Here is a 22535-nt window from a genome sequence, read left to right as displayed (position 1 = left end):
TGCTGCTTAAATCTCCACCGCCGCGTATTCCTCACGCAGCGCCTTCGCCGCCGCGACGAGGTTTTTCAGCGAAGCCCGGGTTTCCTCCCAGCCACGGGTCTTGAGCCCGCAATCCGGATTCACCCACAGGCGGTCCGCCGGGATCACCCGCAGCGCGCGGACCAGCAGATCGGAAATCTCCGCCACCTCCGGCACGCGCGGCGAGTGGATGTCCCACACACCCGGGCCGACCTCGGACAGTATGCCGCCTTCGATCACCGCGCCCAGCGCCTTCATCCTGCTGCGTGAGGCCTCCAGCGTGATCACGTCCGCATCGAGCGCCGCGATGGCACCGGCCACGTCCGTGAACTCCGCATAGCACATGTGCGTGTGGATCTGCGTTTCGTCCCGCACACCGCTGGTCGCAATGCGGAAGGCCCGTACCGCCCAATCGAGATAGGCCGCGCGCTCGGACTCATCCAGTGGGAAGCCTTCGCGCAAACCCGGCTCGTCCACCTGGATCACGCGGATGCCCGCGGCTTCCAGATCGGCTACCTCCGCCCTCACCGCCAGTGCTAGCTGCGCCGCCACCGCGGAACGGGAAAGATCATCGCGCACGAAACTCCACTGAAGGATCGTGATCGGTCCGGTGAGCATGCCCTTCATCGGCTTGCCGGTGAGCGATTGCGCGTGCCTTGAAGCCTCAACGGTCATCGGCTCCGGGCGGGTCACTTCGCCCCAGATCACCGGCGGCTTCACGCAGCGCGAGCCGTAGCTCTGCACCCAGCCATTCGCGGTCACGGCCACGCCTTCCAATTTCTCCCCGAAAAACTCCACCATGTCCGTACGCTCGAACTCGCCGTGTACCAGCACGTCCAAACCGAGCTTCTCCTGATTGCGGATCACCTCGCGCAATGCGGCATCGAGGCCGGATTGATAGGCGGTCTCATCGTCGATACCCTTGCGGAGGCGCGCACGCAATGCGCGGATCTCCGCCGTCTGTGGGAAAGAGCCGATGGTGGTCGTCGGGAACAATGGCAGGCCGAGACGTTCGCGTTGCAGTGTCACGCGCTCCGCCACCGGCGTGTCACGACGTATCGCCTTGTCATCCAGCGCCGCCACGGTATTGCGCAGCACGGTGTTGTGAACTCCGGGATGCTGCTTTCGCGAAGTGATCGCAGCGCGCGCCGCCGCCAGCGCATCCACGGGTGCCTCGCCCGCGGCGACGATCACCAGCTCCGCCAGCTTCTCCTTCGCAAAAGATAGCCAAGAACGCAGCGCGGTATCCAGCGTGGTTTCCTCGCCCAGATCATGCGGGAGATGCAACAGCGAGCACGAGCCACCGAGCCACAAGTTCTCCTGCGGACGCTGCTCGCGGAAGGTCGTCACCACCGCGCGCCACGTTTCCGGATTCGTACGCCAGATCGAGCGGCCATCGACCACACCGAGCGACAGCACGCGATCCACCGGCCAGTTCTTCAGCAACCATGGCAGATCCCCCTGACCGCGCGTCGCATCCACATGCAAGCCATCCACCGGCAATGCGGCCACGGTCTCCAATGCCGAGCCGATCGGCCCATAGGCCACGGACAGCAGGAACTTCAGCCCCTTCACGGACGCAATGCCATCCGTCTCATTCCACGCCTGTTGGAGAGCGGTGAGAATCTTTCCATCCTTGCGCGAAGCGAGGATCGGCTCGGCAATCTCGATCCACTCCGCACCGGCACGGGCGAGCGCCTCCAACAACGTGCGATACGCGGGCAGCAGCTTGCGGAGGAAATCCAACGGATCGCCTTCCGGTGTCTTCGACAATGCGAGGAACGTCACCGGCCCGATGAGCACCACCTTCGCACGATGCCCGGCTTCGATGGCCTCGCGCAGTTCGCGCACCGGCTTGTCCCACGCAAAGCGGAACGCCTGATCCTGCGCCAGCTCCGGCACGAGGTAATGGTAGTTGGTATCGAACCACTTCGTCAGTTCCAGTGGCGCGACATCCGGGCGGCCATCCTTGCGCGCGCGGCCACGGGCGAGGCGGAAGTAGCGGTCCAGCGTCACCGGCTCATTGGCCTTGCCAAAGCGCTCCGGCACCACGCCGAGCACGCACGCCAGATCGAGCATGTTGTCATAGAGGCTGAAATCATTCACCGCCACGAAATCGAGGCCTGCGCCCTTCTGTTCCTGCCAGTGGCGCAGGCGCAGCGAGCGCGCCGCTTCATCCAGCGAGGCCGCATCGAGCCGCCCAGCCCAAAAAGCTTCAAGCGCCTGCTTCAGTTCCCGCTTGCGGCCGATCCGCGGATAGCCGCCGACATGGGTGGTCAGATTCACATTCATCGCCGCGGATCATGGTCCGCACCCCATCATGAACAAAACGCATGTTCTGAATGTTGATCCACCATTCATTTCATGATCCCATCTCCCCGCCACCGGCCACCATTTCCCTTCTCCCATGCTCGAAATCCGCCATCTCCAGTCCCTCATCGCCCTCGCGGAAACCGGCAATCTCACCCGTGCCGGGCAACGCGTCTCACTCAGCCAGAGCGCGCTTTCCCACCAAGTGCGCACACTGGAGGAACACTATGGTCTTGAACTGTTCGAGCGGAAGACCAGCCCGTTGAAATGGACCCGTGCGGGCGAGCGCCTGCTGGTCCTCGCCTACGATGTCCAGCGCCAGATCGCCGATGCGGAGCGCGATCTCTCGCGCTTCGAGCAAGGCGTGGCCGGCACCCTGCGCATCGCGGTGGAGTGTCATTCGTGCTTCGACTGGCTGATGCCCGCCATGGATGCGCTGCGCGAGGGTTGGCCGGGCGTGGAGATGGACATCGTCTCCGGCTTCCATGCCGATCCCGTGGGCCTGCTCGATGAAAACCGCGCCGACCTCGTCATCGTTTCCAGCGCGAAGCGCCGCAGGGGCATCGAGCATCATCCGCTGTTCGAGTATGATATGCCCGCGCTCCTGGCGCACGATCATCCCCTGCTGCGCAAGAGCCACCTCACCGCCCGCGACTTCGAGCGCGAAACGCTCATCACCTACCCGATCCCGGACAACCGCATGGATCTCTTCCGCCAGGTGCTGGAACCCGCGGGCATCGGGCCGAAGGAGCGCCGCACCACCGAGCTCACCGTCGCCATCCTCCAGCTTGTAAAGAGCCGCCGCGGCATCGCCGCTCTGCCACGCTGGGCCGTGCAGGCCTACCTCGACCGCGACTATGTCGCGGAGCGCCCCATCGGCACACACGGTCTCCGCGCCAGCCTTCACGCCGCTACCACCCGCGAGGGTGCTTCACAGGCCTTCATGCGCGAGTTTATCGAAACCGTCCGCCGCACCGCGCAAAAGCAATTCCAAAGCATCCGCCTGCTGTGATGGAACCTTCACCTGCCGCCAGCACATCTGGGTAAAAACCCGAAGACATGCTCTAACAGAAATACCTGTCTCCGGCACGACGGTTGCTGCTTCATGAGACCGGCGGATGATTCCGCCCCACCCTCATGAGCACCATCACCACCAAGGACGAGACATCGATCTACTACAAGGACTGGGGTTCAGGCCAGCCTATCGTCTATCCCGGTGCGCCGCACGGCATCACCGATACCCACAAGGATCAGCTCAACGCCGACCCGCTCGCTTTCATCCAAGCCTGACTCCCGCCGCCATGCTCGCACTCACACCACTCGGCATCGCTCATACCGCCATCGGCGTCGTCGCGCTGATCGCGGGCATCGCCGCCTTCATCCGATCCGGCCGGATCGTTCCAAGCACGCTGCTCGGAAAGGTCTATATCTGGACGACTTTCGTCACCGCGGCAACCGGCTTCGGCATCTATCAGCACGGCGGATTTGGAAAACCGCACGTGCTGGGCGTTCTGACCTTGATCGCACTGGCGATCGCAGCGGCAGCCGGGAAGCGGCGGAGCTTCGGCAAGGTGTCACCCTATGTGGAGACCGTCACCTACACGCTGACATTCCTCTTCCATCTCATCCCCGGCACCGTTGAAACCACCACCCGCCTGCCCATTGATCATCCCTTGGTCGCGGATCGCGAGGGCTCGGAACTCCAGGCCGCCATCGGCGTCTGGTTCCTGCTGTTTCTCATCGGCGCGTTCCTTCAGATGCGGGCCTTGCGAAAACGCCCGCTGCCGGAGTGAGCGGCAACGGGCGATGGAACAAGCTACAACCCAGGCCATTCCTATTTCGCCATCTCACTCGGCACCAGAGTCACGGCATAATCGTCCACCGTGCAGGTCATGCGTGTTTGATCGGCGATGTATTTGAGCGCCGTGCCCAGAGGAACATTCTGAAGCCGGAGCCCCTTGATTTTCGGAGAACCTTCCTCGGGGTTTGCTCCCGGAGCCTCTTCACCCTTGCGCTGGCGGATGACAAAGTTGACGCCCTTTTTGGCAGGGTCCGTTTCCTTGACATCGAGCTCAACGCTGCGCTTGCGGAGAAGGTTGATCGCCTCTTCCAGCGTGGTGTCCTCGAATTGGATGGAGGGGATCACGATGGCTTTCAGCTTGTTGTTGAGGTAGGCTTGACCAGAGCTGGCGGCCGTTGGCGGTGCCGCACCATCGCCAAGGGTCTGAGGCGCAAGGATCACGCTGCCAGCCTCATCCACCCGATAACTCATGCGGGTTTGATCGCACACGTATTTGAGCGCGATCGCCAACGGAACGTTTTTCAACCGCAAGGATTTCATCCTGGGCAGTTGGACACCGTTCTTCACCTGTATCACGAAATTGATGCCCTTCGGCGTACCAGTTCCCGGGTCATCCGCCGTGCTCACCAGCCGCAGATACGCCACCGCCTCCTCCAGCGTGGTGTCTGCAAAATCCACCTCCGGAATCACGATCTCCCTCAGCCTGTTGGCAACCACCTGCTGAACCGGCAATGCACCCGCATCCTTTTTGGCGGTTGTTTCACTTTTGCCTTCGGCCGGCGCAGGAGCGGGCGGCTCTGCTTTCGTGATCCCGAACAAGGTGCATACTCCCACTACCACCGCAGCGGCTGCATTCCATGCAGGATGCACCCGGCGATACCGCGAGATCTCACGAATGCGGGTGTGCAGATCCATTCCGCGTTTGAAGAATCCGACGAAGGCAAGCCCATGGCCGAACGGTGGCGTGGCGGTCTGGAGCTTCAGCAAGGCGTGGCCGTAATCGGCACGAAGGTCCTCCTTCTCCAAGGCCAGCACCTGCGCATCACAGGCCGCCTCGCGATCGGCACGCAGCCGCGAGAACGAGAACCACATGACCGGATTGAACCAATGCACTGCTTGGAGCAGGCACAGCAGCCAATTGACGGAAAGGTCCCGGCGTTTCAAATGAGTCAACTCATGAAGCAGGATCAGGCGGGCTTCATTATCCGAGAGCCCCTGCGGAAACCCTGCGGGCAGGAGCAGCAGCGGACGCAGCAGGCCCGTCACCGCGGGGCTCTCCACCTCCGGTGAAACCAGCACGCGCGGCAACCCCTTCAGGCCGACTTTCGCCGCCGCCATCTGAATGGTCACGATCAGCTTCGGCTCCGGCTCGGCGCCATTCCACTCCGCGCGCTTCAAGCTTTTCCGATAGCCGGTGGCACCCACGATGAGGAACGCGCCCGCACCACAGAGCCACACCACCGCAAGCAGGTTCATGGTGGTGAACCGGGGTTGCTCCGGCGATGCGGCGACAGGAAGCGTCTCAGGCACGGCGGGAGCAGGTGCGAAATCAGGCTCCACCACCGTTGGAACGGGAGCTGCCGTCTTCTCCGCCGGGAAGGGACTCCATGGCAGCACCGGGAACGCCGGCAGTATCAGCACCATCACCACCGGCAACCATAAGGCATGCCGCCACCAAGCGGACAACCAGGGACGGAGCAGACCGCGCAGGCTGAGCACCACCACCGCCACCACCGAGGCGCGGAGGCTGGCTGCGAGCAGCCATTGGAACAAGGCATCGAGCGTATTCATGATGAGAGATCAGTTGGGGTTTTGGGATTCAATGGATTCGTCGAGCACCCGCTTCAGTTCCGCGATCTCTTCCGGAGAGAGGCGGGCATTGCGGGCGAAATGCACCAGAAGCGGTTGGGTCGCGCCTTGGAAGAAGCGCGCCATGAAAGAAGAGCTTTCCGCCTGCACACAGTCGGTGCGGGACACGGCGGGAGAAAAAAGGCGCGGGGAGCCCGCGCTGACCTTGAGCACGCCTTTTTCCAACAGGCGCGTGAGCAGGGTGCGGACGGTGTTCTCCGCCCAGCCGGTGGTTTCCAGCAGAGCCCTCGCCACCTCGGAGGCCGTGAGCGGCGAGCGCTCCCACAGCAGCTCCATCACACTCCACTCCGATTCGCTTATTTTTGGAGGATTCATGAAAGTGCATGAACTCCACCACAAACGTAGTGAGGAGTCAACTACATTTGTAGTGAATCCTATCGAAGACCACCCCGGTTCATCCGCTCCATCATCAAAACGAATGGCGGCCCGAAGGCCGCCATCCTGTGGAAGAAAATTTGGGGAGAATACCGGAGTCAGTCTTCCGGCAGCGGCTGGCCTTTGGTTTCCGGGGCCCAGATCACCGCCACGATGCCGACAATGAAGATCGCGCACATGGTGATCGCCGAGTAGCGCAGGTTGTCCGGAACTCCCGACTTGGCGAACACATCGGTCGCCAACCGTGCCGAGAACAGGCTGCCCGCCGCAGCGGCAAAGCGGCCCAGATTGTAGCAGAAGGAAATCCCCGTGCTGCGGAGACGACTCGGGAACAGTTCCGGCAGATAGATCGAAAATCCGGCGAGCGGCCCGAGCTGCACCGCGCCCATCAGCGGCATCATCCACATCGCCTGGGTCGGAGTGGTCACGTTCTTGTACACCAGCGCCGTCACTACCAGCGCGGCGGAAAAGCCAATCACAAATGATTTGCGGCGGCCAAGCACGCCGCACATCCAGGTGAAGACGGACATGCCGACCGCGCCACCCAGCATGTTCAGAAGAAAGGCCAGATTCTTCGCGTCGCTCACCTTCCCCGCAACCTGCGCGGGATCCACGCCGAGGGACAGGAAGTGCTGCTTGAACACCACGTCCTGCAGATCCACGGCATATTCACCGATCGCCCACAGACCGATCACACCGGTCGAAGCGATCACCGCGCCGATGATCAGATTGCTCCGCCACTTCTTGTCACCCAGCAGAGCCACATAGGGACTGAAAATGCTGCCCGCGGGCAGGCGGCCTTCAGCCTTCAGCTTCAGCCATGGCTCCGGCTCCCTGAGATACTTCTGGATGAAGATCACCAGCAGCGCGGGCACCGCACCCACAAGGAACAGGTAACGCCAACCGTGATTCGGCGGGATGGAGCCTCCCTTTTCGAGCGAATCGATTCCCATCTTGATGAAGCTCGCGGAAATATTCCCCACCGTGGAAAGCACCTGCAAGGTACCCAGCGCACCCGCACGCGCACCCGCCGGCACGGTTTCCGCAATCAGGGCAACGGCCAGGCCGAACACTCCGCCCACGCCCACGCCCGTGAGGAAACGGAACAAGGCAAAGTCCCAGTAATAGTGACTGAAGAAGCTCAGGCCCGTGAACAGGGAGTAGATGAGAACCGTGACCGTCAGCATCCGCGAACGACCATAACGGTCACCCAACGCACCGAAGACCATCCCTCCGATTCCCCATCCCACGAGGAAGAGCGCCGTCACATCCTTCCCCATCGCCTGAATGCCACTCTGCGAGGTACCGGGCATCAGTTCCTTCAAAGCCGGGATGCGGGCCAGGGAGAACAGGCGTTGGTCGAGGCAGTCGAAGAACCAGGCCAGCGACGCCACCACGAACACAAACCAATGATAACCAGATAATTGAGACCACCACGGGCGGGATGAGTCCTGGGAATGCGTATGAGAGGTGGTCATGAATGATTTTCTTAACGTTCGGACTTCACCGGACGATTTCATTTGTTGCAAGCAAGAAACTGGGGTAGAATTGCGTCAAGCAAACCTTAACGGTTGCCTGCCGCCAATCTCCAAAACCTTTGTTCGATTCCTCGATACAGGGTTGCGACTGGCACGCAATTCCTTAGCATCCCTACCTCCCCACTGCAGTAATCTTACATGAAATTTGGAATCATCGGTGCCGGCATGATCGGCCGCTTTCACGCCAAAGCCATCCAGGAAATGACGGGTGGGGAGCTCCACTCGGTATTCGATCTGCGCGCGGAAGGCGCTGAAAAACTGGCCTCCGAGTTCGGCGCGAAAGCCTACAGTGACATTGATGCATTCCTGGCGGATCCGGAATTGGAGATCGTCACCATCGGCACCCCGTCCGGCGCGCACCTCGATCCCGCGCTTGCCTCTCTCAAGGCGGGCAAGCACGTGATCTGCGAGAAGCCGCTCGAAATCACCCCCGAGCGCATCGACCAGATGATGGATCTGGCGAAGGAGAAAGGCGTGACCCTCGCCGCCGTCCTGAACCGCCGCTTCCATCCCGCGATGGAGCACTTCAAGGCCGCCGCCGAAAACGGCCGCTTTGGCAAGATCACCTCCGCCTCCTGCTATGTGAAATGGTGGCGCACCCAGGAGTACTATGACTCCGCCGGCTGGCGCGGCACCTGGGCCCTTGATGGCGGCGGCGCGCTGATGAACCAGTCGATCCATACCATCGACGCCCTGATTTATATTGCCGGTCCGATCAAGGCCGTGACCGCGCGCGCCGAACTGCTCGCCCACGAGCGCATCGAGGTGGAGGATTCCGCCGTCGCCCTGGTGGAATTCGAAAGCGGCGCACTCGGCGTGATCGAAGGTTCCACCGCGTGCTGGTCCTCCACCGGCCATCCGGCGGAAGTGCAGGTCTGCGGCACCAAGGGTTCCGTGTTCCTCGCCGATGAGGCTTTCAAAATCTGGGATTTCGCCGAAACTGGTGCTGGAGACGATTTCGTCCGCGAAAATCTCATGACCACTTCCGCGGCCGGTCTGGGCGCCAATGATCCAAATGCGATCAATGTCACCGGACACATCCGCAACTTCGAGGAAACCGTCAATGCCATCCAGGAAGGCCGCGTGCCAACCGTGAATGCCGGAGAAGCCCGCAAGGCGGTGGCCGTGATCTGCGCCATCTACCAATCCGCCCGCGAAGGCGGCAAGCGCATCACCCTCTGATCCCTTTTCCTTCCCTGTAGAAAACGCCCATGCAACTGACCGGATTTGCCGACGAAGCCTCGCGCGACCTGGAGAAACAGATCAAGGCCACCAAGGAGCTTGGCTGGTCCTGCATCTCCGCGCGCATGATCGGAGCGGCCAACATCCACGAGTTGTCCGATGACGAATTCGCCCGTGTGGCCGACCGCCTCGATGAAGCGGGCGTCCGCGTTCCGGAGTTCGGCTCGCTGATTGGAAACTGGTCGAAAAAGATCGGCGGGAATTTCGACATCACGCTGGCCGAGATCGAGCGCGCGATTCCGCGCATGAAGCGCCTCGGCACCGAAATCGTGCGCGTGATGTCCTACGCCCAGGAGCCGTGGGGGGAAGACCAGCACGAGACCGAACGCTTCCACCGCCTGCGCGAAGTGGTCGCCCGTTTCTCGGATGTCGGCCTCATCGCCGCGCATGAGAACTGCATGAACTGGGGCGGCTTCTCCGCGAAGCACACCCTGCGCATGATCGAGGAAGTTCCGGGCCTCAAGCTCGTGTTCGACACCGGTAATCCGGTGTTCCAGCGCGACCGATCGAAAGCCCAGCCTTATCCGTGGCAGGATCCCCTCGCCTTTTGGAAAGCCGTGCGCGACCACGTCGTCCACATCCACATCAAGGACTGCCGCAACCCGGTGGCCGATGGCGTGGAGCCGGTCTATACCATGCCCGGCGAAGGCGAGGCGAAGATCCGTGAGATCCTCATCGACGCCAAGGCGCGCGGTTATGACGGCTACATCGCCATCGAACCCCACGTCGCCACCGTCTTCCACGTGAAGGACCAGTCGCAGGTCGATTGGCAGCAGTGCTACGATTCCTACGTGGAATATGGCCGCAAGTTCGAAGCCCTGCTCGAGTCCGTCGGCTACGGTGCCGCGGTCTGAGGTTAGGCCCGTTCTTCAATCTTCCCAAGGAGCCACGGTCATCGCTACCGTGGCTTCCGTGCGTACGCCGCTGCTATCCGATCGTCTCGCCGTCCGTGAGCCGCCGCCAGGACGCGCGGTGATGCGGCAGCGCTGGTCCCGGCTGCTCTTCCTCCACTGGCCGGTGCCGGCCGAAACGCTCCAATCCAAGCTCCCGCCGGGATTGCATGTGGACACACATGATGGCGTGGCTTGGCTCGGCATCGTGCCCTTCTACATGGAGCGCATCCGCCCCGTGGCCCTGCCTCCTGTGCCCGGCGTCTCATGGTTTCTGGAACTGAACATACGCACCTACGTCCATGACGACGATGGCACGCCAGGCATCTGGTTCTTCTCGCTCGATTGCAACCAGCCGCTTGCGGTCGAGGTCGCGCGCCGCTTCTTCCACCTCCCCTATCAACACGCGCTCATGTCGGCGGAGGAAAGCAACGGACGCGTCCGCTACCATTGCCAGCGTGAAACCGACGGCGCTCAAGACGCCGTATTCAACTACGAGATTTGCCATACTGGCAGCCCGGCGGACCCGGACACGCTGGAGTTCTTCCTCGCCGAGCGCTATCTGCTCTACTCCGTCACGGCGGATGGTTCCCTCTTCACCGGCCGTGTCCATCATCCTCCCTACCGGCTTGCCCCGGTCGATTGCGACGAGTGGTCCGTCGAGCCGGCACGGCTGGATGGACTCGACCTGCCGGAAACTCCACCCGCGTCCATTCTGGGAGCGGAAACCATGGACGTAAGGATCTTCCCTCTCATGAAAAAGCGCCCCTCCCGTTGACGGAAGGGGCGCTTGTGAATGCGGTCGTACTCTTACGGATTGACCGTGATGTTGTCGAACGATGCAGTCGTCAGCGTGGTGGTCGTGCCACTGCCACTGGCGAGGCCGATGTAGCAGTTGGTGGACAAGGTCATCGTCACCGTGCCGATGTTGGTCCAGGTGCTTCCATCGGTGCTCGAATATGCGGTGATGTCATCGCCGCCGCGGACCAGACGCACCCATACGTTCGGCGCGGTGGCCGTGCCGCTGTTCGAGGTCGAGATGCTGCCTCCCGTCGCCGTGCGACGTGACCAGGTGAAGGCCCCAGAAGCATCCGTGCCCAGGAACACATGGCGGGAGTCCGCGGACAACGTATCACGGATCATCACGCCGAGGCGCGAGGACGAGCCGCTGTTCGCAAACGCGGGCACGCGCACCGTGATGTCACCATCCGCGGTGAGAGCCTGATAGGTGAAGCGAAGGCCGTCGGCCGTGCTGCCGATCACTCCCGCACCGGTATTCTGGAACACACCATTCAAGCGGAACGCGCTACCCGTGAGGCCGGTGGTACCGATGTCCGCCGTCACCCACGGACTCGGCAGATCCACCGCCGTGGTCGCGTAGTTGTCGAAGGTCGCCGTGCTGAGCGTGCCGCTGACGTGACTGCTCACCGCCAGACCGGTATAGACCGTGCTGCCCATGGTGAGTGTGGTTGTGCCGATCGGAGTCCATGCCGTGCCATCCACCGAGTAGAAGGCCGTGAAGGACGTGCCTATGCGGACCAGACGCACCCAGTTGTTCGGCGCGGTGTTCGTAGCCGGACCGTGGATGGACGAGCTGCTGCCACCGGCGGTCGCGCGATACTGGAACACCACGTCATTGGACGGTGTGATCTCCATCATCGCGTTGACCGCATTCGCCGCGAGGCTGTCGCGGATCATCACCCCCGCCTTGCATGACGTGTGGGTGGCGGTCTGCGAGGTCACCCGCGCGCGGATGTCGAAGTCCCCGGTGTAGGAACGGTAGGCGAACTGGAAAGCATCCGCCGTACCCCATATATCCGCGCCGCCACCCGAGATCGTGTGGACGCCGCCGGAGTAGCTGCTGCTGCCGGTGATGCCCGTCGTTCCGATGTCTGCCGCCGTGTATCCCGGAAGCAACGAGGTCACGGTGATGTTCAGCGTCGCCGTTCCATAGGTGCCGAGAGCATCCGTCACCTTCACCGAGAAGGCGTTGGTTCCCACGTCACCTCCCGCGGGCGTTCCGCTGAGCGCGCCGTTTGAGGCCACACTGAGCCAGGCCGGGCCGCTGACCTTGGTGAAGGTGAGCACATCCCCCGCATCCGGATCACTTGCCACGCTGGCGAGCGTCCCCGTGTAAGCATCCGATTGAGCGACACTGCCACCGTTGATCGGATCACTGGTGAAGACCGGCGGCGTGTTCACCGAGATGGTGCCGGTCACATACAGTTTCGAGGTGTTCCACACCAGACCGCCGGTCAGTGCCGGCAGGGTCACGGTGGTGAACGTTCCCGAATACGCGGTGGCGCTGAAGAGTTGGAACGTATTGCCCGCCGCCAACGCGTCAGGCCCCACGCTCGTGACAGTCAGCGTGCCGCCACAGGTCAGCGTGCTCACGCCCGTCACCTTGTCATTGGCCAGTGTGGCACCGGATTTGGACACCTCCATCGCCGCGCTACCCGCGAGGGACAGCGTGCTGTTCACCGTCAAGGTGCCGGTGCCGCCGACACCCGGAGCAAGCGTCCCGCCGGACGCCACCGAAACCGCGCCATTGTGGGTGCCCGTACCACCGAGGGTCGCGGTGCTGGCGACACTCGTCGTCCCGCTCACACTGCCGGTAACAAACAATGTACCCGCTGAAACGGTCGTATTACCGGTGTAGGTGTTCGCACCGGAGAGCGTCCATGCACCCGTGCCGGTCTTCGTCACCGCGGTGGTGCTGGTGCTGTTCGCGATCACACCACCGATCTCGCCCGCCCCGGCGGTGGAACCGCGCAGCGTGAGCGTCTTCACACCCGCACCGGTGGCGGTCACGCCGCCGGTGAACTTCAGCAGACCGGAGCCGGATTGATCGATGATCGCACCGCCGGTCGTACCCGCCAGATTGATCACACGGTCCGAGGTGTTGCCGCTGCCGGTATAGACGATCGTGCCGCCGGTGGTGGAGTTGCCAATGCCGATCGTGCCCGCCGCCACGGTGGCGGGAGCTCCGAGCGCGCTCGCCCCTCCGCCGACGTTCTTCACCGAGTTGAACGACAGCGTGTAGCCCGACACCGTCGTGGTGCCGGTGAAGCCGTTCGCACCGGTGAGCACATAGGTACCGGTGAACGTGTTCGGTGTGTTGATGCCGGACGCGTTGGTACCGCTGATGTTTCCGGAGATGGTGAACACTCCGGTGTTGTTCTTCGTCACGCCGGTCATGGCCGTGAAGTCGTTGCGGATGTTCAACTGGCCGCCATCCAGATCGATATTGCCGGTGATCAGCGAACCACTGCCCACCACGATCTGCAGCGGATTGGTGCCATCGTTCACCGTATTCGCCGCCAACACCGAATTGGTGCCGAGGTTGTAGGTCGCACGACCGCTCGCACCATTGAAGTTGATGGTCGAGCCGCCGCCAACCGTCACGCCGTTCGCCACACCGAGGCCCGACGGGAAGCTGGTATTGGACGAGGTATTCAATGTCGAGCCGGAAGCAATCGCGGTATTGCTGTTGAGCAGCACGCCCGCCGTGTACTGGCCGTTGGGAACGGTCCACGTATTGGCCGCATTGCTGCCGCCGATGGTGACGAGACCGGAGCCGTTCAGATTCACGCCGCCGGTCACCGTATTGGTGCCGGTGAGCGTGAGCTTGCCTGCTCCCGCTTTGGCCCAGCCTTCGGAACCTGCCAGCACCACACCAAGCGTGGCGGTCTGGTTGCTCACCGTGATGGTTGGCGTGCCGCTGGTGACATCCAGCGTCAGGACTCCACCAGACCCGGCATTGAGCGCCCAGTTGTTGCTGGCCGTCGTGTCGTTGAACGTCAGATTGCCGAGGGTCCGTGCGCCATCCAGAGTGACCGTCGCATCCGCAGTGAGGTTCAGCGTACTGAAGTCCGCCGTGCCACCCGTGCCATTGGCAATGAGGCCGCCGCTCCAGTTGCCCGAGGTCGTCCAGGAGCCACCGGACAGGTTCGTCCACGTGCCATTGCCCGGTTGCACGGTGACGGTCACCATGCCATCGGACGCCGCGCCGAGGTTGTCGGTGGCGCGGACCACCAGCGTGTAGGCCGTGCCCGGAACCGTCAACGATCCCGGAGCCGCGAGGCTCACCTGACCGCTGGAATTGATTGCGAACACGCTGCCGGTATTGCCGGACTGGATCGACCAGCTCGCGATGCTGCGGCCGGACGCCGGAGTCGCGGTAACGGTGCCAATCACCGTTGAAGCGGGTTGCGCGGCGTTCGCATTGAATGAAGCCGCGGTCACGACCGGAGCATTCGCATCGATCAAGGTGATCGTGTGCGAGGACGGTGTGGCCAAGGTCGCGCCCGAAGGACTCGACAAGGTGACCACGATGGTTTCAGGCGCTTCGTTCACCGCATCGGTGAGCAAGGTCAGCGGAATCGCCTTGGTCTGCTCGCCTGCATTGAACGTCAGCGTGCCCGCGGTGAGCGAGTAATCGCTGCCATTGGTGGCGGTTCCGGAGGACGCATAGTTCACCGTCACAGCGGTGGATCCCGCGGGTCGGTCGAGCGATGCAAAGAGCATCGGCTCCGAGCCATCGGTTTCCAAGCAGGTGCTGGACGCAAGCGCGAGACGCACGGTCCGCGGCGCGGTATCCGGCAGCGTGAACGTGATCGGCGTGCGGCTGAAGGACGGCCCCTGCCATGCCACCGAGACATGGTCGCTGCCGCTGCCTTCCAAGTGCTGCACCTCCATGTAATAGCTCTGGCCCGCCGTCAGCGTGATGTTCGCCGACTTCTGCGAGGCATTCGCATCCCAGTTCTGGTAGGAGGTGTAGCTGGACAGCGAGGCGATCTGGACCTTGTTCGCCGCGGTGGAATCCGTGCTCAGGTAGAGGCGGCTGCCATCATCGGAGGCGATCCAGAAGTTGTAGGTGCCGGTGGCCGGAGCGACAATCTGCCCGGTGAGACGGCGCGAATAGCTGTCCGCCACGTTCTGCGCGGGCGTGAAGCTGTAGAGGAAGCCGCTGTAGGAAGGCACCGCGGTCCAGGTATTCGTGTTATAGGCGGTGCTACCGGACCAACGTTGCTCAAGGACGACTGGTGGAGCCGTGTCATCGTAGATGAGCACGGTCATCTTGTTGAGGTTCGCAGCCAGAGAGGCGGCATTGGGAGCGCGCAGCTCGATGACCGCGGTTTCCGGAATTTCCGTCACACCATCGTTCTTCACGCGGATGCGAATGTTCTGTGTGGTAACGCCCGGCGCGAAGGTCAGGGTGCCGGTCGGCAGGAACGCATTGCCATTCGCCGCATCGGCGAAAGACCAATCGACGTCATCCCCGGAAGCGGTGCCACCACTGGCGATGTAGCTCACCGTGATGGCGCTGGCGGAGGAAGCGGAGAGCACCACCGGAATGTCCCGGTATTCCCCCAGTCCGCCGGGTTGTTCGCTGGTCTGCATCGTCGCCGTTTGGAAGCCAACCGTGACGGATGAGGTATCGTTGTCCGCGATCTCGATGGTGGCCGAGGCCGGAACATCCACGCTGTAACCGGTGCCGGAGGCCACGGTGGCGATCACCGTTTCCGTGCCTTCCGCGGTGGCGTCGTCGGTGGGGGTCACCACCACGTTCACACCCTGCTCGCCATCCGGGATGACCACACTACCGGAGAGGCTGGAGTAGTCGGTGCCATTGGTGGCGGTGCCGGAGAGCGTGTAGTTCACCGTGAGATCACCGGTGGTGCCGGCGCGGGAGAAGTAGAACGTCCCCGTGCTCCCACCCTCGGCGGCGGAGGTATTGTAGTTCGAAACCATCACCCGCTCGCCGCCGCTGTCATTGTCGCGGATCAGCGCCGTGGCGGAGCTTTCGTTGTAAACCGTGTAGGCGGCGTTCGGAGTGATCGTGACAACCACGGTCTCGGTCGGCTCGGCACTGCCATCGTCAATGATGCTGATGGGCACGCTGACTTCGTTCGCGCCATTGGCGGGAACGGATACCGAACCTGAAAGCGCGGTGTAATCGCTGCCCGCGGTGGCGGTGCCCGAGACGGTGTAGTTCACCGTGACATTGCCGGTGCCGCTGCCAATCGCACGGAAAATCACCGAGGTGTTCGAGCCACCTTCGGTTCCCGCTCCATTGGAACGTACGGTGATGAGCGTCGGATCGTTGTTATCCGTGATGGTGACGGTGCCCTGGAAATCGGTACCAACGCTGTAGTCATTATCGAAGGTGGTCACAGCGAGCGTGACGGTCTCCGCCTGCTCCCCGTGCGCATCGTTGTAGGGATTGACGATCACCGCCGCAGTGGACGAGCCCGCCGGAATCACCACCTCGCCCGAAAGCGGGGCGTAGTCCACACCCTGCAGGGCGCTGCCGGAAAGGCCGTAGTAAACCTTCAGATCCGCAGCAGTGCTGCCGGTGCGGGTGATAAGGAACATCCCGGAGTCCGGTCCGTTTTCCGAAGCATCCGCATCGGGGACGGTCACGGTGACCACCGGCACGTCATCATCGGTGATCGTCACCGTGGACGTGGTGGCCGAGGTATCCAGCACGTACGCCGCATTGGCACTGATGGTGGCAACCACGGTCTCCGGTCCTTCGATCGCGCTGTCATTGGTCGGAGACACCGTGACATTCACCGAGCTCTGCCCGGAGGGAATCGTGACGGTCGTGGACAGCGTGGTGTAGTCGGTGCCATTGGTGGCTCCCCCGCTCCACGCCACGGTGAGGTTCAGCGCGGAGGTGGTGGCACCGGTGCGGGTGAAAGTGAACGTGCCGGTATCCGTGCCGCTGGAGTCCTCCGTTGCATACGGATCAGGCGCTGTCACGGCGACCTGCGGCAGCGTGGTGTCATTGTCCACCACGGTCATCACCACGGAATTGCCGGTGCCCGAGATGTAGTTGCCGTTCGAGGCGAGCTGCAGCGTGATGGTTTCCGGTCCCTCGGCGGAGGTGTCATTGACCGCGGCCACCGTGACATCCAGCGTGGCCGAGCCCGCGGGGATGGTGAAGGACTTGTAGGAACCGTCCGCCACGTAATCCGGCGAGAAGGTGTAGTCGGTGGTTTTCACCGCCGTGCCACCGGCCGGCGAAACGCGCACCACCAGATCCGCGGCGGTGCTGCCGGTGCGGGTGAAGCGGAAGGTGCCGCTCGATCCGCCCTCGGTCGCATCCGCCACTTTCGTGAGCGTGACAAAGGTGGAAGCCGTCGCGGTCCAGTCCACGGTGTTCGTTCCCGCGACCACCGTATAAGGATTCGCGGTGGAGGGCGTGAAGGTGTAGCCCGGCAGGCTCGCGGCCAGCGTCTGTGCACCGGTGGCCACTCCGGCCAGGGTGTAGGTGCCGTCCGCATCGGTGTAGCAGTACTTGCCATTGCCGGTGATGAGCACTCCCGCCAGCGGATTGACTCCATCGGTGACGGTGCCGGTGACGGACTGCTTGCCATGCGAGCCCACATTCACCACCACCGAACGGCGGGCGGTGCCGCCTTTCATGTCGGATACGGTGAGCAACGCGGTGATCTGGGCCGCCGCGCTGAAAGTGCGGCTGATGCTGGCGCTGTTGGTGCCGCCCACTCCATCACTGAAGTCCCACTGGTAGGCGAGCGCATCGCCATTCGGATCGGATGCCGTGGCGGTGAAGGTCACGCTGCCACCCACGGAAATGGTCGTGCCGGAAGTGGCGAGGGTGACGGTCGGCGGAAGATTGCCGGGAAATGGTCCCCGGTTGTAGGCGATATCCAGCGAAGGCGGCGTGGTGGCGTTTTTCGACAGCACGGTGAAGTGCTGGTCGGACTCGAAGTCCGAGTAGGTGCGGCCCACGGCAATGCCGCCGTCGCCCTTGCCTCCGGGAGAACCGGGCGTGGTATCGAGCAGGTGCCCGGCATTGCTGCCCATCCCGGTGTAGAGCACCAAAGCGGTGTCCGCGAGCAGACCTCCGCGCGCGGGATGGAACTCGAGGTTGTAGCTGCGGATGCTGTCCTTCGCCACGGCGAGGGCATAGCGTTTCCCCTCCTCCAGCCGCGGCTGGTCGTAGGCGTAGATACGATAGACGCCATTGCCTTTCGGCAGGTTCACGTAGCTGTCCGGCAGCCAGGAGAGGGCGCGCTTGCTGTAGGCGTTGTAGTGGGCGCTGAAACCGTAGGCGCCGCCCATCACGTCGAAGCTGTTTCCGTATTCGGAATTACTACCATCACCGTAGGCGGTGCCATCGGTGGTGCTCCAGTAGTTCGCATGGTTGCGGCCGAGCGAGTGGCCGCACTCGTGATTGAGCACGTCCATGCCGTTCCAGGTGATCCACACGCTGTTGCCGCCGCCCCAGGAGGTCCCGCCGAGCCGCGGACCGCCATTCACGCGGACGATGGTGCAGGTGAACTGCGCGGAATCGTAGCCGAGTTTCTTCGCCTCGGCGCGCGCGTCGCTGTGTACCAGGCCCAGGCCGTCCACCTCGCCGTCCTTGTCGAGATACCAGCGCATGGTGTGCGGCATCACGATCACCGGGGTGAACACGCTGGTCTGGGTCATCTTCCCGTAGGAACTTTCCAGATAGTAGCGGGCGTTGTTCGCCATGTCCGCATATGCCGTGCTCTCCGTGTTCGGAGCGACCATCTGGTCCGGATAGGTGACGCGGATGTAGAGGCAATGGAAATCCCCGATGGATTTCGCCGAGGCACCCGGATACGCCGCCACGAACGACGTCGCACCGCCCGGGCCGCTGGCCTGGATCGCCGTGCGGTAGGAATCATCCAGCACCGTGACGTGCGAGCCGTTGCACAGCGTGATGTATTCCCCGCCAACCTCGACCGTGGGCGTGTCCGAAGCGACGGCCTCGCCGCTGGATACGGCGGTCGTCGTATTTCCGGACACCGGGCAGGTGGACTGCACCGTGGTGCCGGCGGGAACGATCTCGCCGACCTCGAGCTGGCGCAGCGGACTCTCCGCCACCGCAAACTCGCGGTCCACCGACACCCCGCCAAGGGGAATGGCTGGCTTCGACATCACGGTGTTCATCTGGCCGAACACGCGCGCCTTGTAGCTGACACCGTCCGCCTCGAAATAGCGCAGCGTGAGCGCGTCCGGCGGAGCGTCCAGCCCGGGAGCCGGGCGGCCCATGTAAACGTTGTAATCGCCCTTGGTCGAAACCGGTGTCTCCAGCGAGTCCACGATCGACTTCGGCAGCTCCTGCCGCACCACGCGCGGCACGGCCTCCTCCAAGGCGCGGCGTGGATCGGTGGCGATCAGTGCCTTGAACTCCTCACGGCGGGCCGCTGCGAGCCGGGCTCCTTCCGCAACCAGGGCCTTCCGTTCCTCGGGCGAAGCGGCTTTCCAGCGGTCGATCCAGCCGGCGAAGGCCTCGATCGGCTGCATGTCCGGCTGCCTTGGTTTCGCCAGGGCCCAGGCACCGAATTCCTCCGCCATCTCCGGGGTGACCTTGCCACTGTCGGGCGAAGGCGGGGCGATGGTGCCGGATGGAAGATCCGCTTTCGCGGCTTCCCGTTTGTCGCTCCGCGTCGCGGCGGAACGGGATGAGGATGCATCCTGGCGACCGGACGGCCACCACACGGCCGTCGTGACGACGGCGGACGCAAGACACAAGCAAACCGCAAGGGTTCGACTGGCTTTCATGGGTTCTGATGGGTTTTGGAGCATAGCGGCCCGCGCCCCAAACCGACGGCTTGATCGCGGACCTGACCGTTCGCCCCAGTTGCCCGCAACATCGGTGGATGCAATTTTTCAGGCCGGACCCGGGCTCAATGGGTTTGGGTTTTGGAGCCCGCTGGGTGGTCCGCCGCGGAAAAACGGCAATCCGGATTTTGCAAAAAAGAGGAAACCAACGATCAACACGTCGCCTAACAGAGTTGAAAAGAGTCATGCAATCAAAAAGTTGGATGCACTTTTTCGGCCTCCACCGGAATTCCTTGCAACTACAAGGAATTCCAAACTCCAGCGCCCGGCGGATTCGCGAATTCTCCTGTTTTTTTCGGAAATTTGCAAACACGTCACCTCTCCCGTCATCCACCATTTCCCCGGTGGGATCACCGGATCACGCCCCTGGTTCCCGCTCGATGGCCTCACGGGTGAGGACCCCGACGTAAGGCAGATTCCGATAGCGGCCGCGGTAGTCGAGGCCATAGCCGACCACGAATTCATCCCCGATCACAAAGCCGGTGTAATCCGCGGCCACCTCCTGATCGCGTGGACGATCCTTTGCCAACAGCACGCAGGTATGCACGGCCTGCGCGCCCTCCGCGCGGAGACGCTCGGCGACGGCATGGAGGGTGCGGCCGGTATCCAGGATGTCATCAAGCAGCAGCACGTGCCGTCCTCTCACCTCCGGGAAGGAGCGGTCGAGGAACTTCACGGTGCCGGAACTCTCCAGGCCGCCGTGGTAACTGGAGACATTCAGGCATTCCAACTCGAGCTGGCGTGGTACACGGCGCAGCAGATCCGCGGCGAATACCAAGGCACCTTTGAGCAGGATGATGGCCAGCAGGTTCCCCTGCGGGAAATCCCGCCCGATTTCCTCCGCCATCCGATCCAGGCGTTTCTCGATGATCTCCTCGTCGATCAGGATTCGTTCGATGTCGGCGCGCATGAGGGCCATGGAATGCCGGAGCGTGTCCGATGCCAAGCAAACAGGATCGGCGCCCGCATGCTACTCCATCGAGAATTGGTAGTCCGGAATCTCCGCGACCGCCAGAATATCGAGGACATCCATCAACTGCTGATAGTACACCCCGTTTTCCATCATGACCCAGGCTTGTGGTTTCCGAGCATGGGTCCTGATCTCACGCAGGCCTTCGGAAAGCAACAGCAAGGACGGATCGTCCAGAGAACCTGCCTCCATCTTGTCCAAAAACACGCGCCCGTCCGCATGGATCACGATTTCAGCCACGCGGTCCGGCACGGTTCTCCCTGAACAGCAGCAACAGGGCAGCTTGATGAGATGGCCATAAACAGGCGGATTGACCGGAGCTGTTCCGGCAACAAACTGCATCGCGCCGAGCCATGCGGCCATGCCACACAAACCGAGCATCAATCCCGCGCCCGGCCCATGGAGTTGCTTCGTTCCTCGCACGCGCCGTCTCATTCCGCTCCCGCAACAAAGGTGACGTTCCGGATATTGGCGAGCCCGACGGCATCCAGCACATCCATGATCCGCTGATAGCGGACATCATCCTCCGCCTGGATGGCGACCGAGACATCCTCCGTGCCGGTCTTGATCAGGTGCAGTTGATCCGCCAGGAGCGGAAGGCTCCCCTCGCCCGGTCCATCCACCGGATCGTCATTGAGAAGCACCTGCCCGTCCCCGTCTATGCGGATGGAGAGCTCGATCGGAGGAGCATCCTTCGGATCAGGGATTACCATCGGCAGCCGCGTGAACTGGCGCACTTCCTTCTGAAGCGCACCGGCCATGACCATGAAGAACAACATGATCACGAAGACCACATCGATCATCGGCGCAATCTGGAAACCGGGAGAAGCTTCGTTCGCCGAACGGCGTTTGGAATGGTGTTTCATGATGGGAGATGAATGGCGGAGGACATCTCCCCCATTCGTTCCATCCTAATCGTCCGGCATCCGTCCGGCGATGAAAAAAGGGCTTCTCCGCATCCGGAGAAGCCCTTTCCAAATTTCAAACGTTCCAGTGCTTATTCAGCGGCGCCGGCCTGGAAGGTCACGTTCTCGATCTTGAGCTGGCCGAGCACGTCCAGCACGTCGATGATGCGCTGGTAAGGGGCTTGGTCGGCCGCGTAGATCGTCACGAGGATCTTCGCCTTGGCGGCATCGCTGCTCAGCTTGAGCTGGTTGAGATTGCCCAGGAGATCCGGCAGCGGTGCTTCGCCCGGGGAATCAACCGGCTCGTCATTGAGCGACACCTGGCCGTCCTCCTCGATGTTGATCGAGACCTCATCCGGAATGTCCTCGCCCTCGGTGCTCACTTCGGTACCTGGCAGCTTGGTGTTATGGGAGTTCTCCTTCTGCACCGCACCGGCCATCACCATGAAGTAAAGCATGATGACGAAGACCACGTCGATCATCGGCGCGATCTGGAAGCCCAGGTTCGAGTCGCTGCTTGCCTTGTGTTTGCGTTTCTTCATCGCCGTTACTTGTTGGACGCCGCAAAGGCGATATCGACAATACCCGCCTCACCGAGGGTGTTCATGGCCTTCTGGAGTTCACCGGCCGGAAGGAAGCGGTCACCACGGACGAGAACCCGCAGTTTCGGGTCCGCGGTCTTCTTCGCCTGGATGTACGTCACCAGTTCGGAGGGATCGTCGTATTCCTTCTCGTCCACGACGACAGTGGCCTTGTTGTTGATCCAGCGCACGTTGACCGGCAGGTCATGCTTGGACATCTCCGGATCCAGCGCCTTGGCATGCGGGGAGACCGGAAGCGTGAGCTTCTTGTCCACCTTCAACACCTGCGCCGAGGTGATGCTCATGAAGAAAATGAGCAGCACCAGCAACACATCGATCATCGGAGCGATCTGGAACTCCGGTTCGCCGTCTCCACCTCCACCGCCGCCGCCCATGGTATCGTGTCGTTAAA

The 22535-nt window shown here is 62.6% G+C and carries 15 protein-coding genes and 1 pseudogene; 6 read left to right on the top strand and 10 right to left on the bottom strand.

Translation table 11 applies throughout. The annotated features are described in order from the left end of the window. Positions 1-6: 6 nt before the first annotated feature. Positions 7-2310, bottom strand: a complete 2304-nt coding sequence (gene metE / locus KBB96_RS04275) for a 5-methyltetrahydropteroyltriglutamate--homocysteine S-methyltransferase (RefSeq protein ID WP_211632678.1) — start codon at positions 2308-2310, stop codon at positions 7-9. A gap of 115 nt (positions 2311-2425) precedes the next feature. On the opposite strand from metE, the gene KBB96_RS04270 reads away from it, so the two are divergent. The 3 genes and pseudogenes from KBB96_RS04270 (at position 2426) to KBB96_RS04260 (ending at position 4121) form a co-directional block, all read left to right on the top strand. Beyond that, the gene (locus KBB96_RS04270; RefSeq protein ID WP_211632676.1) at positions 2426-3340 is read left to right on the top strand and encodes a LysR family transcriptional regulator; all 915 of its coding nucleotides are present in this window, start codon (positions 2426-2428) and stop codon (positions 3338-3340) included. A 191-nt stretch (positions 3341-3531) separates the two neighbouring features. Beyond that, positions 3532-3618, top strand: a pseudogene (locus KBB96_RS21295) (alpha/beta fold hydrolase); the annotation flags it as partial. A gap of 11 nt (positions 3619-3629) precedes the next feature. Then, positions 3630-4121 carry a hypothetical protein gene (locus KBB96_RS04260; protein ID WP_211632672.1) on the top strand — a complete coding sequence of 164 codons (492 nt, stop codon included), beginning with the start codon at positions 3630-3632 and terminating at the stop codon, positions 4119-4121. 41 nt (positions 4122-4162) lie between these two features. On the opposite strand, the gene KBB96_RS04255 is transcribed toward KBB96_RS04260, so the two are convergent. The 3 genes from KBB96_RS04255 to KBB96_RS04245 form a co-directional block, all read right to left on the bottom strand. After that, positions 4163-5920 (bottom strand): M56 family metallopeptidase, encoded by a 1758-nt coding sequence (locus KBB96_RS04255; RefSeq protein WP_211632670.1) that lies wholly within the window; start codon positions 5918-5920, stop codon positions 4163-4165. A gap of 9 nt (positions 5921-5929) precedes the next feature. Then, the gene (locus tag KBB96_RS04250; protein ID WP_211632668.1) at positions 5930-6313 is read right to left on the bottom strand and encodes a BlaI/MecI/CopY family transcriptional regulator; all 384 of its coding nucleotides are present in this window, start codon (positions 6311-6313) and stop codon (positions 5930-5932) included. Positions 6314-6471: 158 nt separating this feature from the next. Beyond that, entirely contained in the window at positions 6472-7851 is a 1380-nt protein-coding gene (locus KBB96_RS04245; RefSeq protein ID WP_211632665.1) for an MFS transporter, read from the bottom strand. A 198-nt stretch (positions 7852-8049) separates the two neighbouring features. On the opposite strand from KBB96_RS04245, the gene KBB96_RS04240 reads away from it, so the two are divergent. From KBB96_RS04240 to KBB96_RS04230, 3 genes are read left to right on the top strand one after another with little or no spacing between them, the layout of a single operon-like run. Beyond that, the gene (locus KBB96_RS04240) at positions 8050-9093 is read left to right on the top strand and encodes a Gfo/Idh/MocA family protein (protein WP_211632663.1); all 1044 of its coding nucleotides are present in this window, start codon (positions 8050-8052) and stop codon (positions 9091-9093) included. A 29-nt stretch (positions 9094-9122) separates the two neighbouring features. Continuing rightward, positions 9123-10007 carry a sugar phosphate isomerase/epimerase family protein gene (locus KBB96_RS04235; RefSeq protein WP_211632661.1) on the top strand — a complete coding sequence of 295 codons (885 nt, stop codon included), beginning with the start codon at positions 9123-9125 and terminating at the stop codon, positions 10005-10007. 49 nt (positions 10008-10056) lie between these two features. Then, entirely contained in the window at positions 10057-10821 is a 765-nt protein-coding gene (locus KBB96_RS04230) for a YqjF family protein (RefSeq protein WP_211632658.1), read from the top strand. Positions 10822-10853: 32 nt separating this feature from the next. On the opposite strand, the gene KBB96_RS04225 is transcribed toward KBB96_RS04230, so the two are convergent. The 6 genes from KBB96_RS04225 to KBB96_RS04200 form a co-directional block, all read right to left on the bottom strand. Beyond that, entirely contained in the window at positions 10854-19607 is an 8754-nt protein-coding gene (locus tag KBB96_RS04225) for a Calx-beta domain-containing protein (RefSeq protein WP_211632655.1), read from the bottom strand. A gap of 418 nt (positions 19608-20025) precedes the next feature. Further along, positions 20026-20577: a hypoxanthine phosphoribosyltransferase gene (gene hpt / locus KBB96_RS04220; protein WP_211632652.1), complete on the bottom strand. Its 552-nt coding sequence runs from the start codon at positions 20575-20577 to the stop codon at positions 20026-20028. 60 nt (positions 20578-20637) lie between these two features. Continuing rightward, positions 20638-21000, bottom strand: a complete 363-nt coding sequence (locus tag KBB96_RS04215) for a biopolymer transporter ExbD (RefSeq protein WP_211632649.1) — start codon at positions 20998-21000, stop codon at positions 20638-20640. Positions 21001-21068: 68 nt separating this feature from the next. Next, a complete protein-coding gene (locus KBB96_RS04210; RefSeq protein ID WP_211632647.1) occupies positions 21069-21503 on the bottom strand; it encodes an ExbD/TolR family protein in 435 nt (144 codons plus the stop codon). A 131-nt stretch (positions 21504-21634) separates the two neighbouring features. Next, complete coding sequence (locus KBB96_RS04205; protein WP_211632645.1) at positions 21635-22084, bottom strand: ExbD/TolR family protein; 450 nt, start codon at positions 22082-22084, stop codon at positions 21635-21637. 5 nt (positions 22085-22089) lie between these two features. Next, complete coding sequence (locus KBB96_RS04200; RefSeq protein ID WP_211632643.1) at positions 22090-22518, bottom strand: ExbD/TolR family protein; 429 nt, start codon at positions 22516-22518, stop codon at positions 22090-22092. Positions 22519-22535 lie beyond the last annotated feature (17 nt).

It is taken from the genome of Luteolibacter ambystomatis (genome assembly GCF_018137965.1).
Classification (GTDB): domain Bacteria; phylum Verrucomicrobiota; class Verrucomicrobiia; order Verrucomicrobiales; family Akkermansiaceae; genus Luteolibacter; species Luteolibacter ambystomatis.
Note: the sequence above shows the minus strand (reverse complement) of the source record. Positions and strands in the feature narration are given on the sequence as shown.

Coding starts and splice junctions, on each gene's coding strand:
- metE (WP_211632678.1), bottom strand. CDS start 2,310: ATGAATGTGAATCTGACCACCCATGTCGGCGGCTATCCGCGGATCGGC.
- KBB96_RS04270 (WP_211632676.1), top strand. CDS start 2,426: ATGCTCGAAATCCGCCATCTCCAGTCCCTCATCGCCCTCGCGGAAACC.
- KBB96_RS04260 (WP_211632672.1), top strand. CDS start 3,630: ATGCTCGCACTCACACCACTCGGCATCGCTCATACCGCCATCGGCGTC.
- KBB96_RS04255 (WP_211632670.1), bottom strand. CDS start 5,920: ATGAATACGCTCGATGCCTTGTTCCAATGGCTGCTCGCAGCCAGCCTC.
- KBB96_RS04250 (WP_211632668.1), bottom strand. CDS start 6,313: ATGAATCCTCCAAAAATAAGCGAATCGGAGTGGAGTGTGATGGAGCTG.
- KBB96_RS04245 (WP_211632665.1), bottom strand. CDS start 7,851: ATGACCACCTCTCATACGCATTCCCAGGACTCATCCCGCCCGTGGTGG.
- KBB96_RS04240 (WP_211632663.1), top strand. CDS start 8,050: ATGAAATTTGGAATCATCGGTGCCGGCATGATCGGCCGCTTTCACGCC.
- KBB96_RS04235 (WP_211632661.1), top strand. CDS start 9,123: ATGCAACTGACCGGATTTGCCGACGAAGCCTCGCGCGACCTGGAGAAA.
- KBB96_RS04225 (WP_211632655.1), bottom strand. CDS start 19,607: ATGAAAGCCAGTCGAACCCTTGCGGTTTGCTTGTGTCTTGCGTCCGCC.
- hpt (WP_211632652.1), bottom strand. CDS start 20,577: ATGCGCGCCGACATCGAACGAATCCTGATCGACGAGGAGATCATCGAG.
- KBB96_RS04215 (WP_211632649.1), bottom strand. CDS start 21,000: ATGGCCGCATGGCTCGGCGCGATGCAGTTTGTTGCCGGAACAGCTCCG.
- KBB96_RS04210 (WP_211632647.1), bottom strand. CDS start 21,503: ATGAAACACCATTCCAAACGCCGTTCGGCGAACGAAGCTTCTCCCGGT.
- KBB96_RS04205 (WP_211632645.1), bottom strand. CDS start 22,084: ATGAAGAAACGCAAACACAAGGCAAGCAGCGACTCGAACCTGGGCTTC.
- KBB96_RS04200 (WP_211632643.1), bottom strand. CDS start 22,518: ATGGGCGGCGGCGGTGGAGGTGGAGACGGCGAACCGGAGTTCCAGATC.